Annotated in this window: 28 protein-coding genes; 20 read left to right on the top strand and 8 right to left on the bottom strand. The window is 56.8% G+C overall.

The features are described 5' to 3' along the window. The 6 genes from K3757_RS07230 (at position 1) to K3757_RS07205 (ending at position 6,289) form a co-directional block, all read left to right on the top strand. Complete coding sequence (locus K3757_RS07230; RefSeq protein ID WP_260000590.1) at positions 1 to 696, top strand: FkbM family methyltransferase; 696 nt, start codon at positions 1 to 3, stop codon at positions 694 to 696. Position 697: 1 nt separating this feature from the next. Then, positions 698 to 1,741 carry a glycosyltransferase family 2 protein gene (locus K3757_RS07225; RefSeq protein WP_260000588.1) on the top strand — a complete coding sequence of 348 codons (1,044 nt, stop codon included), beginning with the start codon at positions 698 to 700 and terminating at the stop codon, positions 1,739 to 1,741. A gap of 113 nt (positions 1,742 to 1,854) precedes the next feature. Next, a complete protein-coding gene (locus K3757_RS07220; protein ID WP_260000586.1) occupies positions 1,855 to 2,823 on the top strand; it encodes a phosphoadenosine phosphosulfate reductase in 969 nt (322 codons plus the stop codon). Between the two features lie 77 nt (positions 2,824 to 2,900). Then, the gene (gene pyrC, locus K3757_RS07215; protein ID WP_260000584.1) at positions 2,901 to 3,932 is read left to right on the top strand and encodes a dihydroorotase; all 1,032 of its coding nucleotides are present in this window, start codon (positions 2,901 to 2,903) and stop codon (positions 3,930 to 3,932) included. Positions 3,933 to 3,972: 40 nt separating this feature from the next. Beyond that, a complete protein-coding gene (locus K3757_RS07210) occupies positions 3,973 to 4,650 on the top strand; it encodes an orotate phosphoribosyltransferase (protein WP_260000582.1) in 678 nt (225 codons plus the stop codon). A 142-nt stretch (positions 4,651 to 4,792) separates the two neighbouring features. Beyond that, positions 4,793 to 6,289 carry a replicative DNA helicase gene (locus tag K3757_RS07205; RefSeq protein WP_260000580.1) on the top strand — a complete coding sequence of 499 codons (1,497 nt, stop codon included), beginning with the start codon at positions 4,793 to 4,795 and terminating at the stop codon, positions 6,287 to 6,289. A 245-nt stretch (positions 6,290 to 6,534) separates the two neighbouring features. Here the strand turns inward: K3757_RS07205 and K3757_RS07200 are convergent, their stop codons facing one another. Next, positions 6,535 to 7,833, bottom strand: coding sequence for an alpha/beta hydrolase family protein (locus K3757_RS07200; RefSeq protein WP_409202582.1), 1,299 nt, complete (start codon positions 7,831 to 7,833; stop codon positions 6,535 to 6,537). Positions 7,834 to 8,002: 169 nt separating this feature from the next. On the opposite strand from K3757_RS07200, the gene K3757_RS07195 reads away from it, so the two are divergent. From K3757_RS07195 to K3757_RS07135, 13 genes are all read left to right on the top strand, one after another. Further along, positions 8,003 to 8,803, top strand: a complete 801-nt coding sequence (locus K3757_RS07195) for a DUF1194 domain-containing protein (RefSeq protein ID WP_260000577.1) — start codon at positions 8,003 to 8,005, stop codon at positions 8,801 to 8,803. A gap of 54 nt (positions 8,804 to 8,857) precedes the next feature. Then, a complete protein-coding gene (alr, locus tag K3757_RS07190) occupies positions 8,858 to 9,892 on the top strand; it encodes an alanine racemase (RefSeq protein ID WP_260000575.1) in 1,035 nt (344 codons plus the stop codon). Next, a complete protein-coding gene (locus tag K3757_RS07185; RefSeq protein ID WP_260000573.1) occupies positions 9,889 to 10,338 on the top strand; it encodes a paraquat-inducible protein A in 450 nt (149 codons plus the stop codon). Before alr ends, K3757_RS07185 begins: the two co-directional genes overlap by 4 nt. 146 nt (positions 10,339 to 10,484) lie before the next feature. After that, positions 10,485 to 11,282, top strand: a complete 798-nt coding sequence (locus tag K3757_RS07180) for a DNA repair protein (protein WP_409202581.1) — start codon at positions 10,485 to 10,487, stop codon at positions 11,280 to 11,282. A gap of 151 nt (positions 11,283 to 11,433) precedes the next feature. Then, positions 11,434 to 12,801: a DNA repair protein RadA gene (radA, locus tag K3757_RS07175; RefSeq protein ID WP_260000569.1), complete on the top strand. Its 1,368-nt coding sequence runs from the start codon at positions 11,434 to 11,436 to the stop codon at positions 12,799 to 12,801. A 27-nt stretch (positions 12,802 to 12,828) separates the two neighbouring features. Then, entirely contained in the window at positions 12,829 to 13,386 is a 558-nt protein-coding gene (locus tag K3757_RS07170; protein WP_260000567.1) for a CvpA family protein, read from the top strand. Between the two features lie 211 nt (positions 13,387 to 13,597). After that, on the top strand, positions 13,598 to 15,082 hold the full coding sequence (purF, locus tag K3757_RS07165; RefSeq protein WP_260001208.1) for an amidophosphoribosyltransferase: 1,485 nt from the start codon (positions 13,598 to 13,600) through the stop codon (positions 15,080 to 15,082). 104 nt (positions 15,083 to 15,186) lie between these two features. Continuing rightward, entirely contained in the window at positions 15,187 to 15,579 is a 393-nt protein-coding gene (locus tag K3757_RS07160; RefSeq protein WP_260000566.1) for a hypothetical protein, read from the top strand. A gap of 110 nt (positions 15,580 to 15,689) precedes the next feature. Next, entirely contained in the window at positions 15,690 to 15,956 is a 267-nt protein-coding gene (locus K3757_RS07155) for a type II secretion system protein N (protein WP_260000564.1), read from the top strand. 57 nt (positions 15,957 to 16,013) lie between these two features. Continuing rightward, complete coding sequence (locus K3757_RS07150) at positions 16,014 to 16,658, top strand: SDR family oxidoreductase (RefSeq protein WP_260000562.1); 645 nt, start codon at positions 16,014 to 16,016, stop codon at positions 16,656 to 16,658. Between the two features lie 60 nt (positions 16,659 to 16,718). After that, positions 16,719 to 17,504 (top strand): 5'/3'-nucleotidase SurE, encoded by a 786-nt coding sequence (surE, locus tag K3757_RS07145; protein WP_260000560.1) that lies wholly within the window; start codon positions 16,719 to 16,721, stop codon positions 17,502 to 17,504. Further along, the gene (locus K3757_RS07140; RefSeq protein WP_260000558.1) at positions 17,501 to 18,166 is read left to right on the top strand and encodes a protein-L-isoaspartate(D-aspartate) O-methyltransferase; all 666 of its coding nucleotides are present in this window, start codon (positions 17,501 to 17,503) and stop codon (positions 18,164 to 18,166) included. The genes surE and K3757_RS07140 overlap by 4 nt, the downstream gene beginning before the upstream one ends. Positions 18,167 to 18,225: 59 nt before the next feature. Beyond that, on the top strand, positions 18,226 to 19,485 hold the full coding sequence (locus K3757_RS07135; RefSeq protein ID WP_260000556.1) for a peptidoglycan DD-metalloendopeptidase family protein: 1,260 nt from the start codon (positions 18,226 to 18,228) through the stop codon (positions 19,483 to 19,485). Between the two features lie 64 nt (positions 19,486 to 19,549). Here K3757_RS07135 and K3757_RS07130 read toward each other — a convergent pair whose 3' ends face one another. From K3757_RS07130 to tatA, 5 genes are all read right to left on the bottom strand, one after another. Beyond that, positions 19,550 to 19,966 (bottom strand): VOC family protein, encoded by a 417-nt coding sequence (locus tag K3757_RS07130; RefSeq protein ID WP_260000554.1) that lies wholly within the window; start codon positions 19,964 to 19,966, stop codon positions 19,550 to 19,552. A gap of 86 nt (positions 19,967 to 20,052) precedes the next feature. Beyond that, positions 20,053 to 20,895 (bottom strand): ATP-binding protein, encoded by an 843-nt coding sequence (locus K3757_RS07125; protein WP_260000552.1) that lies wholly within the window; start codon positions 20,893 to 20,895, stop codon positions 20,053 to 20,055. After that, a complete protein-coding gene (gene tatC, locus K3757_RS07120) occupies positions 20,892 to 21,824 on the bottom strand; it encodes a twin-arginine translocase subunit TatC (RefSeq protein WP_260000550.1) in 933 nt (310 codons plus the stop codon). The genes K3757_RS07125 and tatC overlap by 4 nt, the downstream gene beginning before the upstream one ends. Further along, positions 21,821 to 22,288, bottom strand: a complete 468-nt coding sequence (gene tatB / locus K3757_RS07115; protein ID WP_260000547.1) for a Sec-independent protein translocase protein TatB — start codon at positions 22,286 to 22,288, stop codon at positions 21,821 to 21,823. The genes tatC and tatB overlap by 4 nt, the downstream gene beginning before the upstream one ends. Before the next feature lie 6 nt (positions 22,289 to 22,294). Continuing rightward, entirely contained in the window at positions 22,295 to 22,516 is a 222-nt protein-coding gene (gene tatA, locus K3757_RS07110; RefSeq protein ID WP_260000545.1) for a twin-arginine translocase TatA/TatE family subunit, read from the bottom strand. Positions 22,517 to 22,690: 174 nt separating this feature from the next. Here tatA and K3757_RS07105 point away from each other — a divergent pair, with 174 nt between their 5' ends. Beyond that, positions 22,691 to 23,356, top strand: a complete 666-nt coding sequence (locus K3757_RS07105; protein WP_260000543.1) for a YafY family protein — start codon at positions 22,691 to 22,693, stop codon at positions 23,354 to 23,356. Here K3757_RS07105 and K3757_RS07100 read toward each other — a convergent pair. Continuing rightward, a complete protein-coding gene (locus K3757_RS07100; protein ID WP_260000541.1) occupies positions 23,353 to 23,709 on the bottom strand; it encodes a Lin0512 family protein in 357 nt (118 codons plus the stop codon). The two genes, K3757_RS07105 and K3757_RS07100, sit on opposite strands and share 4 nt — an antisense overlap. Next, positions 23,706 to 24,053, bottom strand: coding sequence for a Lin0512 family protein (locus tag K3757_RS07095; RefSeq protein WP_260000539.1), 348 nt, complete (start codon positions 24,051 to 24,053; stop codon positions 23,706 to 23,708). Before K3757_RS07095 ends, K3757_RS07100 begins: the two co-directional genes overlap by 4 nt. Positions 24,054 to 24,056: the final 3 nt, after the last annotated feature.

Genomic DNA, 24,056 nt, shown 5'->3' with positions numbered 1-24,056 from the left:
ATGGATGAACACCCCAACCGTGATCCCTTTGTCATGTCCAAAGGCATGAAATTCCCCAAAGACGATCATTTCATCACTGGCAAACTGCGCGCAGCGCTCCGCGAAAACCGCTATGAGGCGAAAGAGGCGCAATGCGTTCTGCGCCTTGTACGCGACGAAGATACCGTGATCGAACTGGGCGCTGGCATCGGATTTATGTCCACGCTGGTGGCCACGCGCCGCAATATCAAGAACGTCTTCGCCTTTGAGGCCAACCCTGCCCTCATCCCCTACATCGAATCCGTGCATTCCGCTAACCGGCTGTCTAATGCCCATGTGACCCACGGTCTGTTGGGTAAACGCAACGGCAGCACGAATTTCTATGTCCGGGAAAACCTGCTGGCATCTTCGATGGACCCGCATGAAGACGACACTGAGGCGAACACGCAAAAGGTGAAGGTGGATGTACTGAACGCTTCCCACGTTTTTAAGGAAATCCAGCCAACCATTCTGATCGCTGACATTGAAGGCGCAGAGGCGGCGCTGCTGCCACATCTGGATCTTACCGGCCTGCGCGGCGCTATGATTGAATTGCACCCCCAACACATCGGCCCAGAAGGCGTTAATGCAGTGTTTCGCGCCATGATGGACGCCGGGCTTGCCTATTACTCCCGCGGCTCGACCCATAAGGTCGTCTGCTTCCGGCGTGCTTGGTAGGATGACACATCTTGCCATCCTATGCGTGCGCAATGAGGCCGCGTTTTTGCTCGAATGGCTAGCCCATCACCGCGCAGTAGGGTTCGATAATTTTTTGATCTTCTCAAACGATTGTCAGGACGGCACGGATGCCATGCTCGACCGTTTAGAAGAGATGGGTCACCTTACACATGTCCGCAACACCGGTCCCTACGACAAAGGCGGAATTCAGTTCACCGCGTTGAAGAAGGCGGCGAAACACCCTGTTGTGCAGCAGGCAGACTGGATACTGCCACTGGATGTGGACGAATTTGTAAACATCCATTGCGGCGACCACACGCTGACCGCCCTGCACGAGGCTATTCCAGACGCCACAGCGATCACACTTACATGGCGGCTGTTTGGCGCGAATGGTCAGGTCCGATATGCCGATCAGCCCGTGCTGGATACTTTCACACAGGCCGCCCCTACTATCATGTACTGGCCATGGCGCGCGGCCATGTTCAAAACCCTCTACCGCAATAACGGGATTTATAAAAAGCCCGGCGTACACCGCCCCCGCGATCCCAATAGCAAAAAGTTGGCACAAGCGCGTTGGTTCGATGGAAATGGCAAAGCCCTGCCTGAACCCTTTGTAAACAAGCGCATTTTTTCAAACTTTGGACAGAATAACTATGGTCTGGTTCAGCTCAACCATTATCCGCTTGGCGCAATGGAAAGCTACGTTCTCAAGGCTGATCGTGGCCGTGCTGTCCACAGCGACGACCTGCTGGGGCTGGACTACTGGATAGAACGGAATTTCAATACTGATGAAGACACATCTATCCAGAGCCTTGCAGGCCCGCGTGCCGCCGAACTCGGCGCGCTCAAGGCTGACCCGGTTTTGTTCCGGATTCATGCCGCTGCGGTGGAGTGGCGCAGCGCCCGTTTCAAAGCTTTATTGCAGAAAGAACCATTTCGCGCGCTTTTTGGTCGCCTGATGATGGCCGCACCCTCTCAACCGGTGCCGATGAAAGCTGCGCAGTTCATGGTTCACTACGCGAATCTTGAACGCAAATCAGACTAAAACACGCCGCAATATCGCGCGTATTTTCCGCATTTTCGCCCTAATGGCTTGCTAATTCCTTCTGTAAACCTGTGTGCACAACACGCAATACGGGGCAAATTGAGGATGCGCAGATGGCCGATGATACCCTGAATTTCCAGACGTCGCTTGCCGGCATGAAGAAATCAGACTGGCTGGCAGCTGTTGAACAGCTCTGTGACGAAGACGGTTACTTTGAGCAATTGGGCAAACGCCACTATGCTGCATTTGTCGAAAAATCCGCCACACTGCTGGTCACATTCGAGACGCTTCAAGGCATACCCGCGCTTTCGTCACTGGCCCAACCGCTTGGTTGGGAAATGATGCAGCAACACGGCTGGTCAAGCCTTTGCATCGCATCAAACGGTGACACCTGGTTTCGCGACCGCGCTGTTTACGGCTATTTCGACCGGCTGATTGATGATGGATTCTTTGATGAATTCGAACAGGTGATCTTCTACGGTGCAGGCCCGTGCGGCTATGCTGCTGCTGCTTTCTCGGTCGCCTCCCCCGGGGCGCGGGTGCTTGCGGTCCAGCCGCAAGCGACACTTGATCCCCGCATCACCGAATGGGACGACCGTTTCAAACCTATGCGGCGGATGGATTTCACATCCCGCTACGGCTATGCGCCCGATATGCTTGACGGAGCAGCTAAGGCCTTCGTGGCGTATGACCCTCACCAACAGCTGGACGCCATGCATGCTGCCCTGTTCACACGCCCTAACACCCGTAAATTGCGGTTGCCCCACATGGGTGATGCGATCCAGACCGATCTGTTGGAGATGGAGCAGCTGGGCCCGCTTCTGCTGGCCATCTGCGAAGATACGCTGGATGACCCGGGCTTTGCCCGCATGATGCGTGCCCGCAGAACCCATCCGCCCTATTTGCGCAATCTTTTGGCAGCGGTAGATGCGGAAGGACGCGAGACATTTGCGCAGGCGCTGGCGCGCAATGTCACCTCACGCATGCACGCCCCGCGCTTTGCCCGCCGACTGGCAGCCAAGCAGCAAGATCCACAGCCATCAGACAACGATACTGCCCCCGAAAGCCCCGCCGATAGCTAACCACCCCGCCCGCGCGCAGACCAGATTTTGCCGAAAGACTATAGCGCGGCCCCGCGCCCCATGCTAGCACGCGGGCCATGACACAAACGCACACGATCCGCCGTCCCGATGATTGGCACTTGCACCTGCGCGATGGCGATATGCTACGTGCCGTGCTGCCACATACGTCCCGCAATTTCGCCCGCGCGATTATCATGCCAAATCTGGTGCCGCCGGTGGTCACTTCCGCCGATGCCCGCGCCTACCGCGACCGGATCATTGCCGCCATTCCGCAGGGCGACGATTTTACGCCACTGATGACCCTCTATCTGACCGAAGACACGGACCCAGCGGATGTTGCCGCGGCCCATGCCGAAGGTCTTGTCACTGCCGTGAAGCTTTATCCGGCCGGCGCGACGACAAACTCTGCATCGGGCGTCAGCGATTTTGCCAAAGTCGCAGCAGTGCTAGAGAAAATGGCAGAGATTGGCCTACCCCTTTGCACCCACGGCGAAGTGACAGACGCATCCGTCGATATCTTTGACCGCGAAGCCGTGTTCATCGACCGGGTGCTTGACCCGATCCGCCGCGCCCACCCGGAGCTGCGCGTGATCATGGAACATATCACCACATCAAATGCAGTAGACTACGTGCTGGCAAATGACGCCAACCTTGGCGCGACGATCACCACGCACCATCTGGTGATCAACCGCAACCATATCCTCGCTGGTGGCATCAAACCTCACTATTACTGCCTGCCGGTGGCCAAACGCGAAGAGCATCGCCTTGCCTTGCGTGCAGCGGCAACATCGGGCGACGCCCGCTTTTTCCTGGGGACTGATTCCGCCCCCCATACGGATGAGAACAAACTGCTGCCCTGCGGCTGTGCAGGCTGTTTTACCGCGCCCAACACCATGTCGATCCTTGCCGAAGTGTTCGAGCAGGAAGGCGCATTGGACAAACTTGAGGCATTCACCTCGCTCAACGGCCCTGCATTCTATGGCCTGCCCGCAAACGAGGATACCGTTACGCTGGTACGCGAAGAAGCGCAGTTCCCGTCGAACATTGAAACACCCGAAGGCCCAGTTACCGTCTTTGATCCGCAGATGACCCTGCACTGGACCGCCTGAATTCGCTTTCTGAATATTCCTGCCCCGAAGGACCACCGACATGATCCCCACCACATATCCTGATCCTTCCGAGATCGCCCGCCTCACCGCCCGTATGCTGCTGGAAATCGGAGCGGTGAATTTTAATACCGATACGCCCTATACGCTGGCCTCTGGCCTGCCCTCACCGAGCTATATCGATTGTCGCAAGCTGATCTCATATCCGCGCATCCGCTCTACGCTAATGGATTTCCTGACCATCACCGTGATGCGCAACGCGGGCTTTGAGGCATTCGACAACATTGCCGGTGGCGAAACAGCTGGTATCCCGTTTGCGGCCCTGGTGGCCGAGCGGATGGCTTTGCCGATGACCTACGTGCGCAAAAAACCCAAAGGCTATGGTCGCAATGCGCGGATCGAAGGCGACATGAGCGAAGGACAGCGTGTCTTGCTCGTCGAAGATCTGACCACCGATGGCGGCTCCAAACTCAGCTTCGTTGATGCGATTCGTGAGACCGGTGCGACCTGTGCCCACACGGCAGTAATCTTTTACTACGACATCTTCCCCGAGACCCGAAAGACACTGGGCGATCACGGTGTCGAACTGCATCACCTGTGCACATGGTGGGATGTACTGGCCGAAGCGAAAGCACAGGAAGCATTCCCTGAAGCAACGCTTGCCGAGGTGGAAAAATTTCTGGAATCTCCCCGTGAATGGCAGGAAGCCCGTAAAGGGTAACACCATAGGTTGACGCGTGCGCCCAATTCATCGCAAGATGTGGTGCACGCATTTCCTCCACAAGTTATCCACAGAAAACATACAGTTTGCGTGCCCGCAGCCCCTTCGCTATGCAAAGCAACGGGTCAAATCGGGGTAGAACATGAACGAGATTTCGTCACTGAACACGACAGGCATCGCTGTGCAGGCGGCCGAAACCATGCCGCATTCCATCGAAGCAGAGCAGCAGCTTCTGGGCGCGATTCTGACCAACAATGACATTTATGACCGCGTCGCCTCGGTTATCGGGCCGCGGCATTTTTATGACCCTGTTCACGCGCGTATCTTTGAGATCGCTGCCGCGCGGATTGCTAAAAACAATCTTGCCAGCCCTGTAACGCTCAAGGCGTTCATGGAAGATGACGAAGGCCTCAAAGAACTTGGTGGCCCAGCGTATCTGGCCCGTCTCGCCGGTGCTGCAATTTCCGCCTTCGCCGTGCGTGACTATGCCCAGATGATCTATGATCTGGCCGTGCGCCGTGATCTCATCGCATTGGGCCGTGATATCGCGGCCAAAGCGGCGACCGTTGATGTTGCGAACGAGCCACGCGAACAGATCGTTGAGGCCGAACAGCAGCTTTACAAACTGGCTGAGCAAGGTCAGGTAGAGAGCGGATTCCAAAGCTTTCTCAAAGCTGTAACAGACGCTGTTAATGTTGCAAACGCTGCCTATCAACGGGATGGAGGCCTGTCCGGTGTTTCCACTGGCCTCATTGATATGGACAAGAAGCTGGGCGGCCTGCACCGCTCTGACCTTCTGATCCTTGCCGGTCGTCCGTCGATGGGTAAAACCTCTCTTGCGACGAACATCGCGTTCAACGTGGCCAAAGCTTACAAGCGTGGCACCCTGCCCGATGGCACCGAGGGCGCGATAGATGGCGGTGTCGTTGGCTTCTATAGCCTTGAGATGAGTGCCGAACAGCTGGCCGCGCGTATTCTTTCCGAAGCCTCAGAAATTCCGTCCCAGCAAATCCGCTCCGGTGACATGACAGAATCCGAGTTTCGCCGCTTTGTTGATGCCGCAAAGGCGTTGGAAGCCTGTCCGCTTTACATCGACGATACGCCCGCTTTGCCGATCTCGCAGCTGGCCGCCCGTGCGCGCCGCTTGAAACGGACCCATGGTCTGGACGTGTTGATCATCGATTACCTCCAGCTGGTACGCGGCACCGGCAAGAGTGAAAACCGCGTGAACGAAATTTCCGAGATTACGATGGGCCTAAAGGCTATCGCCAAAGAACTTGATATTCCGGTCATCGCCCTTTCACAGCTTTCGCGTCAGGTGGAAAACCGCGAAGACAAGCGCCCACAGCTCTCTGACCTTCGTGAATCAGGCTCGATTGAGCAGGATGCGGACGTGGTTATGTTCGTGTTTCGTGAGGAGTACTACAAGGAACGTGAGAAACCGGGTGATCACGAGCTGGATAAAATGGCGATCTGGCAAGAAGAAATGGAGCGCCTGCATGCCCGTGCCGAAGTGGTCATCGGCAAGCAACGTCACGGCCCCATCGGCACGGTCGAACTGAGTTTTGAAGGACGCTTTACCCGCTTCGGCAACCTTGCAAAACAATGGCAGCAAGACGGGGATGATCAGGAATTCTAGGAGCGGTGGAAAACTCTGTGCACAGATTGCGCCGAGCCCTACAATTCCACATGCAACTCAAGCCCTTAAGCAACAACTCTAACGTGCATAGAATTCTGCTGTTTCGCACTTTCCGGTCGGCAATCTAACCATCGGCGTTAAACTCCCGGCCTGATTTACCTGTGGCAAGAGAGTTAGAACTGCACAGTCAGCCAAGTAAAAAGGGCCGCGCAATCAGCACAGCCCTCTTCCAGAATTTCGGTTATTTATTGTGGTGATTTGGTCTCGTAGACCAGACCTTTGGCTGTGCCTTTGGCAAAGCCTTTCCAATAATTGTGGTCGGCCTTTGGCGTGCCATCTTCATTCATAGACCAGACACCGTCATTCGAGTTCTCGACAAGCTCAAGATGCTCGCCCGCGGCCTCATCACCTTTCAGACGTTCGTCTAGCCACGCGGTAACGAAATGCTGCGCGATGTTGTTCATGCGCGCGGTGTTCCAGACCGGATCGGTGTAGTGTTCGGAGATATCAAAGCCTTTGTCTTCGTTGAAATAATAGCTCTCTGCAGGCGCTGGCATCGGCGCGCCGGAGTTATGGCCACCATTGGTATAGGTCAGCAGCGCGGTCTCGACATTGCTGACATTCTCCCAGATTGCACGCACACCTGTTTCATAAAGCGACACATCATCCTGTGATCCCGCGATGAACAGCATTGGAATTTGGACGCCGGCAAGCCCTTCGGCATCCCAGAATCCCGTGTTCATCCCCCAAGGGCCAAAGGCCACTGCGGTCTTGATCCGCGCATCGGGCAAGGCATTATGCGTGTCAGATCCGGCCTGATGGATGCCCAACGTTCCGTGGGGGCCGCCCCAGCTGTAGCCAACAGATGCCTCTGTCACGCCGCCGCCGGCTGTGATGATCGCGCCGTATCCCCCCATTGAATAGCCGATCAACCCTGTGTTGTCGGCGTTATATAGGCCGGAGAACTCGCCGCCCTCAGCCGCTTTTCCAGCCATTTCGTCCAGCACAAACAACTGGTCAAGCGAGCGGTTAACAAGCGTAGAGCCAAAAGCCGCCTGCGTGCGATAGGTACTATCGGTATGATCGATAGACGCCACGACATAGCCTTTAGAGGCCAAATTCTCGGCCAGATGTGACAGTAAGAAGCGGTTGCCGGGGTAGCCGTGACTGATCAAAACCAGCGGATAGGCTGTATCAGGTTCAGCAGGTGCCGCATCACGCATGGCACGCCCTGTCAGCGTCACTTCTGTCGTGCCATCACGCAGGTAGGCTTTTAATTCGGTCGATCCGGTCGCTCCTTCAGCTGCCGGATACCACATTTCGACCGTCAGCGGACGGTCATAGCGCGGCATTTCAGCGGGTTTATCGGCGGCAGGATCAATCGCCAGAATGTCGATCTGGTCCGGGTTAACCAGTTCAAGCTGGCGCACGCCGACAGGGAGCGCGCCATAGGCTGACAACGCAGGTGCGCTTGGCAATTGCGTATCAATCGGGTTCGCAACCGCGCCCCCCGCTGCCGCCATTACAGCTGCCGGAACAAGCATTTTTACAATCGTGTTCATTATCGTCTCCTCCTCTTTGTGATCACTCTAGTGTGGATGAAACACCTCGCAAGTTTTAGTTCACCTTACGTAACGCCCTTTCGCATAGTAAAACGGCTGCCGGTTCATTTCGTGATTGGACAAAGGTGGGCCGACTATCCACACTAAGGTCATGCGAACCCTGTTCCTTCTTTTGCTGCTCATCCTTCCGCCACATCACCTTTGGGCACGCGAAGTGGATGTAGAACTGGTGCTGGCGGTTGATGTCTCACGCTCCATGTCACCGGCAGAGCTGGAATTGCAAAGGCGCGGCTATTCAGAGGCGCTAGGCTCCGACGAAGTTATGACCGCTATCAGGAACGGCCTGCTGGGACGGATCGCGCTGACCTATGTGGAATGGGCGGGCGTAGACAGCCAGCGCGTGATTGTCCCTTGGACCGAAATTGCAACGACCGAGCAAGCGCAAGAAGTCGTCGCACTGATTGACGCCTATTATGATGACAGCCTTCGGCGCACATCCATATCAGCGGCATTATACTATGCTGCCGATAGTTTTGAGACGAACGGCTTTGAAGGACTTCGCCGCGTCATCGACATTTCCGGCGATGGCCCCAACAACATGGGCGCGCCAGTACAGCTGGCCCGCGACGAGGCACTTTCCAAGCGGATCACCATCAATGGACTGCCGATCATGACACGCGATACGATGAGCGAACTCTGGGGCATTCCGGATTTGGATACATATTATGCGCGCTGTGTCATCGGCGGGGCGGGCGCCTTTGTGTTGCCCGTTCTTGGCTGGGGGGACTTTCCCGCGGCCGTAAAACGCAAGATGGTTCTGGAAATTGCCGCCCTTCCCGCCCCTGCCCGGTCACAAGCGAAAGTGACCAAGGTACAGTCGCAGCCCCCCTATGACTGCCTGATTGGCGAGAAAAAATGGGAAAGAAATCGCGGCTATTGGCAAATTCCGTAAACCTGCAAGGCGCATGGCCTTGACGCGGACGATCAGACTGTCAAAACCTGCCTTATGAGCACTGCAACACTGACCATTGATCTCGATGCGATTGCATCAAACTGGCGCGCCCTCGCGAATATCGCGCAGGCTGAAACAGGCGCCGTGGTAAAAGCTGACGCTTACGGGCTTGGCGCGGACCGCGTGGCACGACATCTGGCAGCGCAAGGCGCACGCCAGTTCTTTGTTGCCGTGGCAGAAGAAGGTGTCGCCCTGCGTCGTGCGCTTGGCTCCGGCCCCTCTATTTCTGTATTTTCGGGCCATATGGACGGTGATGCCGAGACGATAAGGGCAGCGAGCCTTACCCCGCTGATCAATTCGCTCGACCAGATGCTGCGCCATGTCGAAGCCCTGCCAGGCCACCCTTTCGGGCTCCAGCTTGATAGCGGAATGAACCGTCTTGGCATGGAACCCGCCGAGTGGTCGGCCTTGCGCGACATCGCTTTGGCGCAGAACCCGACTCTGATTATGTCGCACCTTGCCTGCGCAGACGATCCGAACCACGCCATGAACGAAGCACAGCGCGCGGCGTTCGACGACATGACCGCTGGGATCGACGTTCCCCGCTCTCTTTCTGCTACGGGCGGTATCCTTCTGGGCGCGGATTACCACTATGATCTGGTCCGACCGGGCGTTGGTCTTTACGGAGGGTTGCCGTTCATTGACGCGATACCCGTAGTGACGCTGGATATTCCTGTCGTTCAGGTGCGTGATGTCGCAGCGGGCGAAACCGTCGGCTATGCAAACAGTTGGACCGCCAAGCGCCCCTCGCAGGTCGCGACCATCTCGGCCGGCTATGCGGACGGGCTGATCCGCGCTATGGGCCCGAAGGCACAAATGCATGCAGGTGACATGGCAGTTCCTGTCATCGGCCGTGTGTCGATGGACCTGATCACAGTAGATGTCACCGACCTGCCCGAGCCGCCGAAATCCCTTCAATTGCTAGGGCTTCATCAATCGGTAGACACTGTTGCAGGATTTGCGGACACCATCGGATATGAAATCCTGACAAGCCTTGGCAGCCGATACAATCGTGTCTGGCGCACATGACGCTTCTGCGCATTGCCAATCTGGCACTGCTGGTGCTTTACCCGATATCCTGGTTTGCACCTTTGATGCGCGCAGGGCTGCTGCCGCTGTTTGGCCTGAGCGAAATTTCAGTGATGACTGGCCTACAGTCGCTTTGGGCCTCTGATATATTTCTAGCCCTCGTGGTCACGATTTTTGCACTCTTCGCGCCCTACATTAAAACCATCGGCCTTGCGCTTATCCATTTTGACCTTCTCAGCCCGAAGGTCGAAAAAGTGCTGGAGATCATGGGCAAGCTGGCGATGGCTGATGTCTTTTTGATTGCACTTTACGTCACGCTATCAAAAGGAATCGGCATCGGACGGATCGAAATCGCGTGGGGCCTCTATTTGTTTACCTTTTGCATCATCGCGTCCCTGCTCATAAGCTTGAAAACACAACAATTGTCATCGAGATCACGGAATTAAGTGTCTTTACGGGGACAATGGCGGCAGATCTGACGCGTTCATGGTTAAATTCCCTTTGCAAGCGAATGGTAGCGGATTACTCTGAAACCGGTTCGACTAAGCGAATTTTTGCTTATTTTTTCGCCTGAGGATCGGTCATGCAAAACTTGAAAGCCGTCGGCTTTTTTATTCAGTATCTAATGCAGCGGTTGGCGCTATTTTTCTTCGCCGCATGTGCTGCTGCATTGACAACAGCAACCATCATGGCTTCCTTGGGTTTCTGGGCGTGGATCGACCTACCGCTTAGCTACGCTGGCGCACCGGTTGAGAATGCCGGCATGTATGTGCAGATCGCGGCGACAGTGCTGGCTGCGGGCATCTGTTTTTTCCTGCCAGCCAATGCGCGCATCATGCAGCTTGAAAATTCACATCGCCGCTTCAGCATGTCGATGGACGATGTCGCCCGTGCATACGGCGCGGTGCATGCCGCCGACCGTGGCCGCACATTCCAGCTCAGCTCTGAATTCGACGCCGTACGCGAGCGTTTGGCCTATCTGCGCGACCACCCAGACCTAAGCACGCTTGAGCCTGCCCTACTTGAGGTTGCTGCACAAATGAGCCACATCAGCCGTGAGCTGGCTGAAGTCTACTCGGACGAAAAGATTGGCCGCGCCCGTGACTTTCTTAAGCAGCGTCAGGAAGAGATCAGCCAGTTTAACAGCCGTCTGGACCAAGCCAAATCCATTTCAACCGAGATGAAGCACTGGCTGCATGAAGTAGAGATGGAAGAAAGCGTTGCTGCCGCACAGTTGGCCCGCTTGTCTGAGGAAATGAGTGAAATTTTGCCACAACTGGGCCGCGAAACGACCGTGCAAGTTTCAGCTATCGAAGAGGATGACAAAACGCCTCTTGATAGCACAGCATTGGACAACAGCGTTTATGAGTTGCCAAAAGCAGCGGAATAATCACGACGGCAAAGCCGACCTGTGCTCCATCGCGTTGCCCCTCTAACCCGTTGAACGAACCACGCGGCGGATGAAGATCACGCTGCCCTATCCACGCCTGGCAGAACCTTTTCCCATTGATCCTGACTGCCGCCCAAGGCACTAACGCGCCATGGCAAAAGCAACCACCACCTTCACCTGCACAAAATGCGCCGAGAAACATCCCAAGTGGTCAGGCCGCTGCGATAATTGCGGCGAGTGGAACACCATTCAGGAAGATAAGGGCATAAGCGCAGGCCCGCCGTCAAAAACATTGGGTGCGCGTCGCGGCACCTCAATGGAGCTGATGGATCTGGCAACAGAAGAGGCCCCGCCCCCGCGCACGCTCAGCGGGTTGGGTGAACTCGACCGCGTCTTGGGCGGCGGGCTGGTCGCAGCCTCTGCCATTCTGGTTGGCGGCGATCCCGGCATCGGGAAATCAACCTTGTTGCTGCAAGCGGCTGCTGCTTTCGCGAACAAAGGCCTTAAGGTCGTCTATATCTCGGGTGAGGAAGCCTCGGCGCAGGTGCGCATGCGCGCGCAACGTCTGGGGTTGTCTGACGCTAGCGTAAAATTGGGTGCCGAAACCAACCTGCGCGACATCCTGACCACACTGGACAAGGAACGCCCCGACCTTGCCATCATCGATTCCATCCAGACCATGTGGGCGGACAACGTCGAAAGCGCACCTGGTTCCGTGTCTCAGGTGCGCGCCGCTAGTCACGAGCTGACCTCCTTTGCCAAACGCACTGGCACCTCTGTTGTTCTGGTCGGCCACGTCACCAAAGAGGGCCAGATCGCGGGCCCCCGGGTGGTTGAACACATGGTGGACACTGTTCTGTACTTCGAAGGGGAACGCGGCCACCCCTTCCGCATCTTGCGCTCGGTCAAGAACCGCTTTGGCCCCGCCGATGAAATTGGTGTATTCGAGATGACTGGCCGCGGATTGGCCGAGGTTACCAACCCCTCTGCGCTGTTCTTGTCCGAACGGGGTGCGCCCTCAGCCGGATCTGTTGTATTCGCCGGTATCGAGGGCACCCGCCCCGTATTGGTAGAGATACAGGCCCTTGTGGCCCCCTCGCCCCATTCGCAGGCCCGCCGCACGGTTGTCGGCTGGGACGGCGGGCGGCTGGCTATGATTTTGGCCGTGCTTGAAGCACGCTGCGGGATTCCCTTCGCAGGGCTGGATGTCTATCTCAATGTGGCCGGCGGAATGAAGATTTCGGAGCCGGCTGCCGATCTGGCTGTTGCCTGCGCGCTTTTGAGCGCACGCGAGGATGCAGCCTTGCCCGCAGAAACCGTGGTTTTTGGGGAGCTTAGCCTCTCTGGCGCGTTACGTCCTGCGACGCAGACCGAAAACAGGTTGAAAGAAGCGCAAAAACTTGGTTTTACCTCCGCAATCGCACCCAAGGGTGGCAAGGCTGTAGGCGTTGAGGGTATTACGCTTAGACCGATGGCCGACCTGACGGCGTTTGTGGGTGAAATATTTGGCGCTGGTTAACGCGCCCTGAAGAAAGGCAAGACGAGCATGGAAGGTTTTACCATCATTGACGGCGTTGTGGCGCTGGTCATTGTGATGTCGGCGCTGCTTGCTTATGGCCGCGGCTTTGTACGTGAGCTGATGGCCATTGTCGGCTGGATTGCAGCAGCAGTGCTTGCCTATCTATTCGCACCCCAAGTCGAACCTTTGGTTCGCGAGATACCGGTTATTGGTGAATTTCTTGCCGACAGCTGTGAGCTGTCAATCATCGGGGCCTTCACGCTGGTACTGGCAATTACCCTTGTGATTGTATCGCTCTTTACGCCCTTGTTCTCATCGCTTGTTCAACGCTCGATTCTCGGAGGCTTTGATCAGGCTCTCGGGTTTGTCTTCGGCGTGGCGCGCGGTATCTTGCTGGTTGCAATCGGCTTTTTTGTTTATTCCACTGTCATCACCGGCCAACAGTTCACTGTGGTTGATGAAAGCCGCTCTTCGGTCGTCTTCGGCCGCTTCACCGATGACATCCAGAACTCCGATCCTGATCAGGCACTTGGCTGGATTACCGGGAAATACGAAGAGCTCGTCTCAAGCTGTTCAGCCGAGTAATCGGCGCTTGGGGTATTCAGGGGAATTTCTCTCTCTAAAACGCTTGAAAATATGCCTCGGCGGGTGTCCTTGCGGATATCTGCCGGATGGTTGGACGTGACAAAACAAACCTCTTAATCGCAGCGTGACTCTGCGCGCAGAGTTTCGTAATACACCCCTATCCCTTGACGGCCTCAGGAGCGCTCCCTTGTCCCATACCCCGCCCAAGACAATGCCCCCCGCCCATCCCTTTGACACATCTTACCTGACCGATGCAGGTGATGATGATAAACTAAAGGAAGAATGCGGGATTTTCGGCGTTGTCGGTGTTACGGATGCAGCCAATTTCGTTGCCCTTGGATTGCATGCGTTGCAACACCGCGGGCAGGAAGCAGGCGGCATTGTCACCCATGACCCAGAGGTGGGTTTCCAATCTGCCCGCCGTTTTGGTTACGTCCGCGATAACTTTACCAGCCAAAAAGTCATGGAAACCCTGCCCGGCCCGATAGGCATCGGGCATGTGCGCTATTCCACCGCCGGCACCAAAGGCCAGACCGCTATTCGCGACGTGCAGCCCTTCTTTGGCGAATTCGCCATGGGTGGCGCAGCGATTGCGCATAACGGCAACATCACCAACGCCAATGCGCTCCGCCGCGAATTGATCGAACGCGGTTCGATTTTTCAGTCATCAAGCGACAGTGAATGTATCATCCACCTCATGGCGCGTTCCTTGCAGCGCAACATCCCCGAGCGGATGGAAGACGCATTGCGCCGTGTTGAGGGGGCGTTTTCAATCGTTGCCATGACCCGTACGAAGCTGATCGGTGTACGGGACCCGCTTGGCGTGCGCCCATTGGTGCTTGGCAAACTCGGCGACGGCTATGCGCTTAGCTCAGAGACCTGTGCGCTGGATATCGTCGGTGCCGATTTCGTCCGTGAGATTGAGCCGGGCGAAATGGTTGTGATCACCGAAGAGGGTGTGCAAAGCCACTTCCCCTTCCGCCGCCAGCCTTCCAAGTTCTGCATTTTCGAACATGTTTACTTCTCCCGCCCTGACAGCATTCTTGGTGGTCGTTCGGTCTATGAAACCCGCGAAGCGATTGGCCGCGAACTGGCCAAAGAGGCCCCGGTAGAAGCCGACATGGTTTGCCCTGTCCCCGACAGCGGCACCCCTGCCGCAATCGGGTTCAGCCTCGAAAGCGGCATTCCCTACGCTATGGGCATCATCCGCAATCAATACATGGGCCGAACATTCATTGAACCGACCGAGAGCATCCGGAACATGGGTGTCCGCCTGAAGCTGAACGTCAACCGCGCATTGGTGGAAGGGAAACGGATCATTCTGGTAGACGATTCCGTGGTCCGAGGCACGACCAGCCGCAAAATCAAGGAGATGATTCTTGATGCCGGCGCTGCCGAGGTCCACTTTCGCATCGCGTCCCCGCCCACGTCATGGCCATGCTTCTACGGTGTGGACACGCCGGACCGCGACAAACTGCTTGCAGCCACCATGTCGGAAGAAGAGATGCGCGAGCATCTCGGCGTCGACAGTCTGAAATTCATTTCGCTGGACGGTCTGTACCGTGCGGTAGGTGAAGCAGAGGGCCGCAATAAATCTTGCCCGCAATACTGTGATGCCTGCTTCTCGGGCGAATATCCTGTGACACCAACCGACAAGGTCGAAAGCGGGTTCGTGATGAAGCCTGCCGCTGAATAGCGGCCCGCCCTGACCTTCTAGGGTCGGACAGATCCATATATTGCCCATGACCATATCAAACTTGCTGACATTAAGTGTCAGCAAGTTTGTGCTATACTGTGAACATGGCTGATCCTTTTGCTGCAACCCTATCGCTATGGCCCGCCCCCGCGCGCGCTGCTTTCACTGACATGCGCGCAGTGATTCTTGCTGCAGCCGCGGGATCGGGTGCGGGACCTCTGACCGAGAGCCTGAAATGGGGTCAACCCGCATGGCGACCTATTCGCCCGCGTCAGGGCAGCACACTTCGGCTTATGTGGCAGGATAACGCACCGCAGACACTTGCGCTTTTTGTGGACTGCAAAACAACGCTCAGCGCCACTATGCAAGAAATCTATCCCACTGAATTTCAATATGAAACCAACCGCGCACTTCGACTAGCACTAGATCGGCCACTGCCATTGCAGGCCATCGACCACCTTGCGCGGCTGACCTTTTCCTACCACCTCAAACGTTAACGGCCTCAATCCGCCGATCCTGTGGCAAAGCTCTGCCGAGGGCGTCAAACGACCCTTCATCCTGACACCAAGACTGGATAGCTCCCGCGAAACATCAACAAGGAGCAATCATGTCTACTCAAGACGCCGGCACACCGACACCGCAGAAGGTTGAACAACTTGCCACGCAAGCCGTGCAGTTGGACCGTATCGCGCTCATCGGGATTTTCGGCACCCAAGGTGCCCCCCGCGCCCTGATCCGAATGCCGCAGGGCGACACCCAAACCGTGACTGTGGGTGACACCATTCGTGGCGGGATCATTCAGGCGATAGATGCAGACCAGCTGGTCCTGTCGCGCAACGGCACGCAGCAGATCATGAAAATGCCGCGCGGCTAAAACCACTCCGTCCGGCCCCCCTTGACCTTGCGCATTCTCCCGCGCATATGCCTAGCTATGACACAGAAAACTGCATTGATCACAGGCGCCTCGCGCGGACTTGGTGCCGCTTTGGCCGAGGCGCTGGCCCCCACCCACCACATCATCGCTGTGGGCCGCACCGTTGGCGCGCTCGAAGAGCTTGACGACCGGATCAAGGCCAAGGGCGGCAGCGCCACATTGGCCCCGATGGATGTCACCACAAGTGCCGCCATGCAGACGCTGTGCCGTGGTATCCATGATCGCTGGGGCGGTCTGGATTTATGGCTGCACACAGCAATCCATGTTGCGCCCCTAACGCCCAGCGATCATATCGATGCAAAAGACCTGGAAAAATCCATCGCGTCCAACATCACCGCAACAGCGACTTTGATCAACTATGTCGCACCATTGCTGGGTGAAGCAGGCCGCGCGGTCTTCTTCGAAGATCCGGTTGTCGGAGAGAAGTTCTTTGGCAGCTACGGAGCAACCAAAGGCGCGCAGATTGCGATTGCCCGCAGCTGGCAGGCCGAAACAGCCCGCATTGGCCCGCGTGTGGATATCCTGACGCCCGAACCTTTGCCCACAGCCACCCGCGCGCGTTTCTTCCCGGGCGAAGATCGTGCGACGCTTACCGATATTCATGCAGAAGCAGCACGCTTGCTGGCAATACTCCAGAAATAAGCCCCCCCTCGCTTGCCCGTCTGACGCGCCTCGCCTATCAAGGCGCAAAGGGGCAATTTCATGCGTATTCTGATCACCAATGACGACGGCATCAATGCACCGGGGCTAAAGGTTCTGGAAGGCATCGCCACAACGCTGGCGGGCCCGCAGGGCGAAGTCTGGATCGTTGCGCCCGCGTTTGAGCAATCAGGCGTGGCCCATTGCATCAACTACACCAAACCGACCCTGATCACCCGTCTCGAAGACCGCCGCTATATGATTGAAGGCAGCCCCGCCGATTGCATCCTTTGCGCGCTTTATGATCCGATGAAAGATGCCCGCCCTGATCTCGTGCTTTCTGGCGTCAATCGCGGCAATAACGCGGCCGAGAATACGCTCTACTCCGGCACCATTGGTGCTGCGATCGAAGGCGCATTGCAGGGCGTCCCGTCAATTGCGCTGTCACAGTATTATGGCCCGGCAAACCGTACTTTGGACAATCCGTTCGAGGCTGCTGTAGAACATGGCGCTGATGTTTGCCGCCGCATTTTGGCGCAAAACGAAAGCAGTCATAACGGTTACGGTCTTTTCTGGAACGTAAACTTCCCCCCCGTGGCCGCTGCGGACGTCAAAGGCATCCGTCTAGCAGTGCAAGGCCGCAGACCCGGGGTGAACTTTTCCACTCTGCCCCATGATGCCCCGAACGGGCGACGGTTTCTATGGATCACGGGTGGCGATCAACAAGTGCCTCCTGCCGACGGCACAGACGCAGACGTGAACCTTGAAGGGTATATATCCGTGACCCCGATGCGCGCTGATTTGACCGCCCACGATGTCATCGAGAGTTTCACGGACTTGAACACATGAACGACGGCCACGATGATCATGAGACGACCGCGCAAAGGAAAATGCAGTTTCTCTACGCCCTGCGGTCAAAGGGTGTAACAGACAAGCTGGTGTTGGGCGCAATGGAGGCCGTCGACCGTGGCCCGTTCATTCGCGGCATTTTCGCAGAGCGCGCCTACGAAGACATGCCCCTGCCTATCGCTTGTGGCCAGACCATCAGCCAGCCCTCCGTCGTCGGGTTGATGACCCAAGCGCTTGAAGTATCACCGCGCGACAAAGTGCTAGAGATCGGTACCGGGTCGGGCTATCAGGCCGCTATTCTCTCAAAGCTGGCGCGCCGCGTTTATACGATCGACCGCCACCGCCGCCTTGTTCAAGAAGCGCGCGGCATCTTTGACGCGCTTGATCTCAACAACATCACGGCCATCACAGCCGACGGCAGCTATGGCCTGCCCGAACAGGCCCCCTTTGACCGGATCATCGTGACGGCCGCAGCCGAGGACCCGCCCGGCCCCCTGCTCGCCCAACTTAAGGAAGGTGGCATAATGGTGCTGCCCGTAGGTCAGTCGGACACGGTTCAGCACTTGATCCGTGTGCGGAAAACCGCCGAAGGGCTGGAATATGACGAAATGCGCGCAGTTCGCTTCGTTCCATTGCTCGAAGGGTTGGGCAAAGACACATAATCTGGTATAGAAGGCGGAAATCTCGGGGACACGAGATGGGCAGTGACAAGGACATCAAGATGACTTTTCTGAAGATACGCGTTTCCACGCGGCGTTCGCTTCTTGCGGGTGCTGCTTGTCTCACTCTTGCAGGATGTTCGGACCCGCTTGATTTCGATCTGCGTGGTCTGGGCGGCGGCTTTACAACGGCCAATGCAGCGCAAGCGCCCCTTGCCCCTCGTCCAACGCCGGATGACCGCGGCGTCATTTCCTATCCCAACTATCAGGTTGTAGTGGCCCGCCGCGGTGACACGCTGGCAGATGTGGCAAGACGCGTTGGTGTGGATACCGCTACCTTGGCAAAGTTCAACGGCATTGACCCGCAAGTCACGCTGCGCAAAGACGAAATCATTGCATTGCCAACGCGCGTGGCTGAACCGTCCCCCGCCACGGGCGCAGCGTCCACCGGCCCGATCAAACCCGTTGATATTTCCTCTGTCGCCGGAAACGCCATCAACAATGCACCGGCAACGCCAGGGGTGCAAACAACCACGCTCGCACCGATCAACGCACCGCAAGCTCAAACCGGCAAAGAGCCGACACGCCACAAGGTAGAGCGCGGAGAAACCGCATTCACCGTTGCCCGCCTCTATTCTGTGCCGGTCAAGGATCTGGCCACGTGGAACGGGCTTGGCGCTGACTTTGCAATCCGTGAAGGCCAGTTCCTCCTGATTCCCGTTGCTTCGCAGAACCCGCCAAGGACAGCGCCGGCGCAAACCGCCGCTGTTGCGACGACATTGCCAGGCCAAGGCTCCACAACGCCCACACCTCCTTCAGCGACAAAACCGCTGCCTGCCGAAAAGGTTAAACCTGCCGTTGCGCCTGCGACTGTCGCAACAACTGCGACCACCGTAGCTGCCGCTGCCCCCAAGCCCACTGCGCCAAGCAAACCTGTGGCTGATGTCGGCAAAACCACTGCGCCTGCCGCGACAGGCAAGCTTGTGCGTCCGGTCAACGGCACCATCATTCGCGAATATGCGAAGGGTAAAAACGAAGGTATCAACATCAAGGCCGCGCCGGGCACTGCCGTCAAAGCGGCCGATGCCGGCACTGTTGCCGCCATCACCAAAAGCGCCGACGGTGTTCCAATCGTCGTAGTACGTCACCCAGATAACCTGCTCACCGTCTATGCAAACGTAACGGATGTCAGTGTCGTCAAGGGCGATAGTGTCTCGCGCGGTCAAAGCATCGCAAAACTGCGCGGCGGCAATGATTCATTCGTCCACTTTGAAGTCCGCAAAGGCTTTGACAGCGTCGATCCAAACCCGTTCCTGAACTAATCTACGATCGCAGGTGCGCCGCTGTTTTTCTTTGCAGGCGATGCCCGTGCACCTTTAGGCTATATCAATCTTCTCGTCCCGGTTCGGTCGGGTCGTTAGAGAATAGTGCGATCTTGTTGCCCTGCGGGTCGCGCAGGTAGCACACAAAGAAATGAGGGCCATAGGAGGCGCGAAAGTCTGGCTGGCCTTCATCGTAGCCACCTGCGGCAAGTGCCGCAGAATGAAGTTCGCGGACCTGCTGTTGACTGCGTGCTTCAAACGCGATCATGGCACCGTTCCCCGCTGTGGCGGGTTGCCCATTAAACGTTGGTTTCACGTAGAAATCCGGCAATACGGGATGCTGCCCCGGTTGTACGGGCAGCGCATAGCTTAGCCCCTCTGGCCCCTCTTTAAGTCCGTAATCAAGGGCAGGCAGGAAGGCAGAATAAAACCGTTTTGCGCGGGCAATGTCATCGGCACCGACAGTAACATAGGCAATCATGCTGTGCGTTCCCTTCTCGAGGTCTGCTTATTGCAGATACTTTACTGCGCAACGCCAAATCAGGATCGATCAGTACACCCGCTGTACTAGGACAATGCCACGCCTCTGCGCCCGGCCAAATCGGTAAAGAACTGCCATGCAACCCGACCTGATCGGCTGCCGCGTGTGGCTTGCCATTCAATCGCTTCCGCGCGCAGGTCTTCATCGCTGATCTTCACACCATGCGCATCGCAATAGCCACGGATCATCGCCAGATACTGGTCCTGATCACAGGGATGAAAGCCCAGCCACAGACCAAAGCGATCCGAAAGCGAGACTTTCTCTTCCACCGCCTCAGCAGGATTTATCGCAGAGCCACGTTCGTTTTCGATCATGTCGCGGGGCATCAGGTGACGGCGGTTCGAAGTGGCATAAAGCACGACATTCTCAGGCCGCCCTTCGATCCCGCCATCCAGCACCGCCTTGAGCGACTTATAGTGCGCGTCATCATGACCAAAGCTAAGATCGTCACAAAACAGGATAAACCGTTCGGATGATCCACGCAGCAGGTTGAGCAGCCGCCCCACGGATGGAAGGTCTTCGCGTTGCAGCTCAACCATCTTCAGAGCCGGGAAATCGGCTTGAAGTGCGCCGTGTACTGCCTTGACCAGGCTGGATTTCCCCATCCCACGCGCGCCCCAAAGCAAGGCGTTGTTCGCAGGAAGACCAGCTGCGAATTGGGCGGTGTTCGTGAGCAAGGTATCGCGCGAACGCTCCACCCCCAGCAGCAAAGCGATATCAACACGAGAAACCTTCGCCACCGGCTCCAGCCGGTCAGGCGCAGTGTGCCAGACAAAAGCCGATGCTTCAGAGAAATCAGGCGCTGCAAGCGGCGCCGGAGACATTCGCTCCAGCGCCGCTGCAATCCGGTCCATAGGATCGTCTATCATTGATCGCGGTCCTTTTGGTCTTCTACGATCGAATCTTCACGCTCCATCTCATCAGCCATCGCCTCGAAATCCGCGTCGGCATCTTCTTCGTCGTCATAAAAGCCATCCTCGCGCAGTTGCTTTTCACGCTTGGCGTCGACCCGGCTCACCAGAAAGATCGAAATCTCGTACAGCCCGTAGACCACAACAAACAGGATCACCTGTGTCACAACGTCCGGCGGGGTGACCAACGCGGCCAGCAACAAGATGCCAACAACCGCGTATTTGCGCACGTTGCCCAGACCTTCGGCTGTCACCAATCCCGCTTTGCCCATCAAGGTCAGCAGCACAGGAAGCTGAAAGCACAACCCGAAGGCCACGATCATTTTCAACGTGATATCAAGGCTTTCGTTTACCTTGCCGTTAAAAACAATATCGATGCCAGAGGTGTTCACCTCCCCCGTCACGATCAGCGCAGAGATGTAGGAGGCTGCGTCCGAGAAGCCCAAGAAGAACTGCATCGCAAGCGGTACAACCACATAATGCGCAAAAGCAGCCCCGATCAGGAACAGTACCGGTGAGGCCACTAGAAATGGCAAAAATGCATTCTTCTCGTTTTTATACAATCCCGGCGCCACGAAGCGCCAAAGCTGGTTCGCAATCACCGGAAAGCTGATCGCAAGCCCGCCCACCATCGAGATGCGGATGAGCGTAAAGAAGTATTCCTGCGGCGCAGTGTACTGCATCACAGGATTGGGGTTGCCCAGATTGCGCATGGTTTTTTCGATCGGGACCAGCAGGAAATCAAGGATCATGCTGCCGAATGAAAAGCAGATGATCATTCCGACCACAAATGCCAGCACCGAGCGGATGAGCCGGGTACGCAGCTCGGCCAGATGCTCGATCAGCGGCGCGGCGCTGTCGTCAATATCATTGTCAGTGGCGCTCATGAGTCCGCTTTCTTTTCCGCAAGCTTGTCTTGCAACGATGCTTCCAGCTCGTCCGCTTTCGCCAACGCTTCCTTGGCTTCGCGTGCTTTGCGTTCGGCGGCCATGCGGGCGCTATTGGCCTGAATACGCGCCGCATTTTCCGCACGCTCAGCTGACAGCTTGCCCGTCTCGCTTTCCGGATCGATGTTGGTCAGAGAGCTGGCTGCATCCTTCACGCCATCCATCGCAGTGCCAATCGGGTTGGTCGCCGCTTTAAGCGATTTGTTAATCCCGCTGGTTACTTCGCGTACACCCGATTGGTCGGCAGCATCGTTCATGGCGCTGGTAAACTCACGCGCCATACCTTTGGCCTTGCCGACAAACTGGCCTACGCGGCGAAACATCACCGGCAGATCCTTGGGGCCTACGACGATCAACGCCACAACCCCCACCACCAGCATTTCGGTCATGCCAATATCGAACATGGGCGTTTACACCTTGTCCTTAGGCTCGACTTCGGGCTGTGGAATTTCGGCCACGTCGTCTGCATGCGCGTCCAGCTGTTCTTTCTCGCCCTCATTGATGCCTTTTTTGAAGCTCGTGATGCCTTTGCCCACTTCGCCCATCAAGGACGAGATTTTGCCCCGACCAAAAAGCACCAATACAACCACTGCGATCAGCAGCAGACCCGGCAATCCAATATTGTTCAGCATGTTTTTCTCCTATGAATGAATCATGCCCGCCCGCAGACGGGAAACTGTCCCCGCTGGAATAGCAAACTTGCCGCAGCGCAAAAACGGGAAACGGGCTTTGAATGGCACGCTGAGCGTATAATCAAAGGCTTTTTGTGCCTTGCTGATGCCTACTGACAGGTTTATGTCAGTTGCATGCCCCGTGCCGACCGTCTTTTCGATATCCTCACGCTTTTGCGTGATGGAGAGCTGCATACCGCCAAGGCTCTTGCTGAGCGTTTGGGCGTGTCCCAGCGCACCCTCTACCGTGATATGGAGAAACTTGTGGCCTCTGGTGTGCCGCTTAGCGGGACACGTGGCACCGGCTACCGCCTGAGCCCTGCAATCACCCTGCCCCCCCTGACATTAACACCGTCAGAGATGGAGGCACTGGACTTGGGCTTGGCAATTGCTGCCGAAGTCGCCGATCCTGAAATGAGGGCGGCCGCCAACAGTCTTGCGGACAAACTGGACGCCGTGCTGCCGCAAACGGCTGTGGCACAAGCAGATGCCTGGAAGTTCGCCGCATCCCCTTTCGCTGATGCCGCACGCGGGTTTGCCCAGATGCCGACCCTGCGCGCAGCGATCAAAGCGCGGCAAAAGCTGCGGATCACCTATACGTCAAAAGATGGCGATGTGACATCACGCATCATTCGTCCGCTACATCTGGAGTATTGGAACCGGATATGGACGCTGATTGCATGGTGCGAATTGCGCCACGCACATCGGGTTTTCCGCCTTGATCTCATCAATACTGCCGAAGCTCTGCCAGAGCTTTTCACAGACGAGGCGGGAAAGACGCTTGCGGATTATGTGCCCTAGTCTTTCAGAACCCAATCGCTTTGCACAGGCAAGAAGGCCTCCACGCTTGCTTGAGCCACCACAATCGTCTCGCCGTTTGCTGGCACATTCAGCCCGCCGTGCACGGCGCGTACGTCGGCTTTGCCACGGGGCAACGTCGCACGCAGCGCCTCTAGGTCGATCGCATCGGGGTCTTGGACCGCGACAGTCACCTGCACGCGCATTACGTCATGGGGCAGATCAAGCACGCCAAAAATCGGCAAGGATGAATGCCGGAACGCGTCTTCAATCGCGCGCTTGGCGGCTTTGGTATAGTCCATTCCGTGCAGATCGTTGCCCATGCCCATTTCGATGATCAACCGCTGTTCGGTCATGTGCGTTTCTCCATATCAAAGGCGACGGACAAGGCCACATTTGCCATAACGGTAGGGTTTCCGCTGCCCTCTGGTCGCGGCACGTCAAGACCACCTTTGGTGACATTGACCGTCACTTGCCCGTAAGGAAACACAGCGCGCAGCGCCTCTGCATCTACTTCGTCGGGCTTTTGCACACCCACATCCAGAGTGATGCGCATATCCGCTTTATCGAAACCGAAAAGCTCTGCCAAATTGATCGAATTATGCCACAACGCATCCTGCACCGCGCGTTTAGCAGCCTGAGTATAGTCGCCCCGCCGCAGCGACGTGCCCATTCCGAATTCCACCAAAAGCTTTTGCATCGC

This window comes from Sulfitobacter sp. S223 (assembly GCF_025143825.1).
Taxonomy (GTDB): Bacteria; Pseudomonadota; Alphaproteobacteria; order Rhodobacterales; family Rhodobacteraceae; genus Sulfitobacter.
This window is presented reverse-complemented; position numbering and strand designations above follow the sequence as displayed.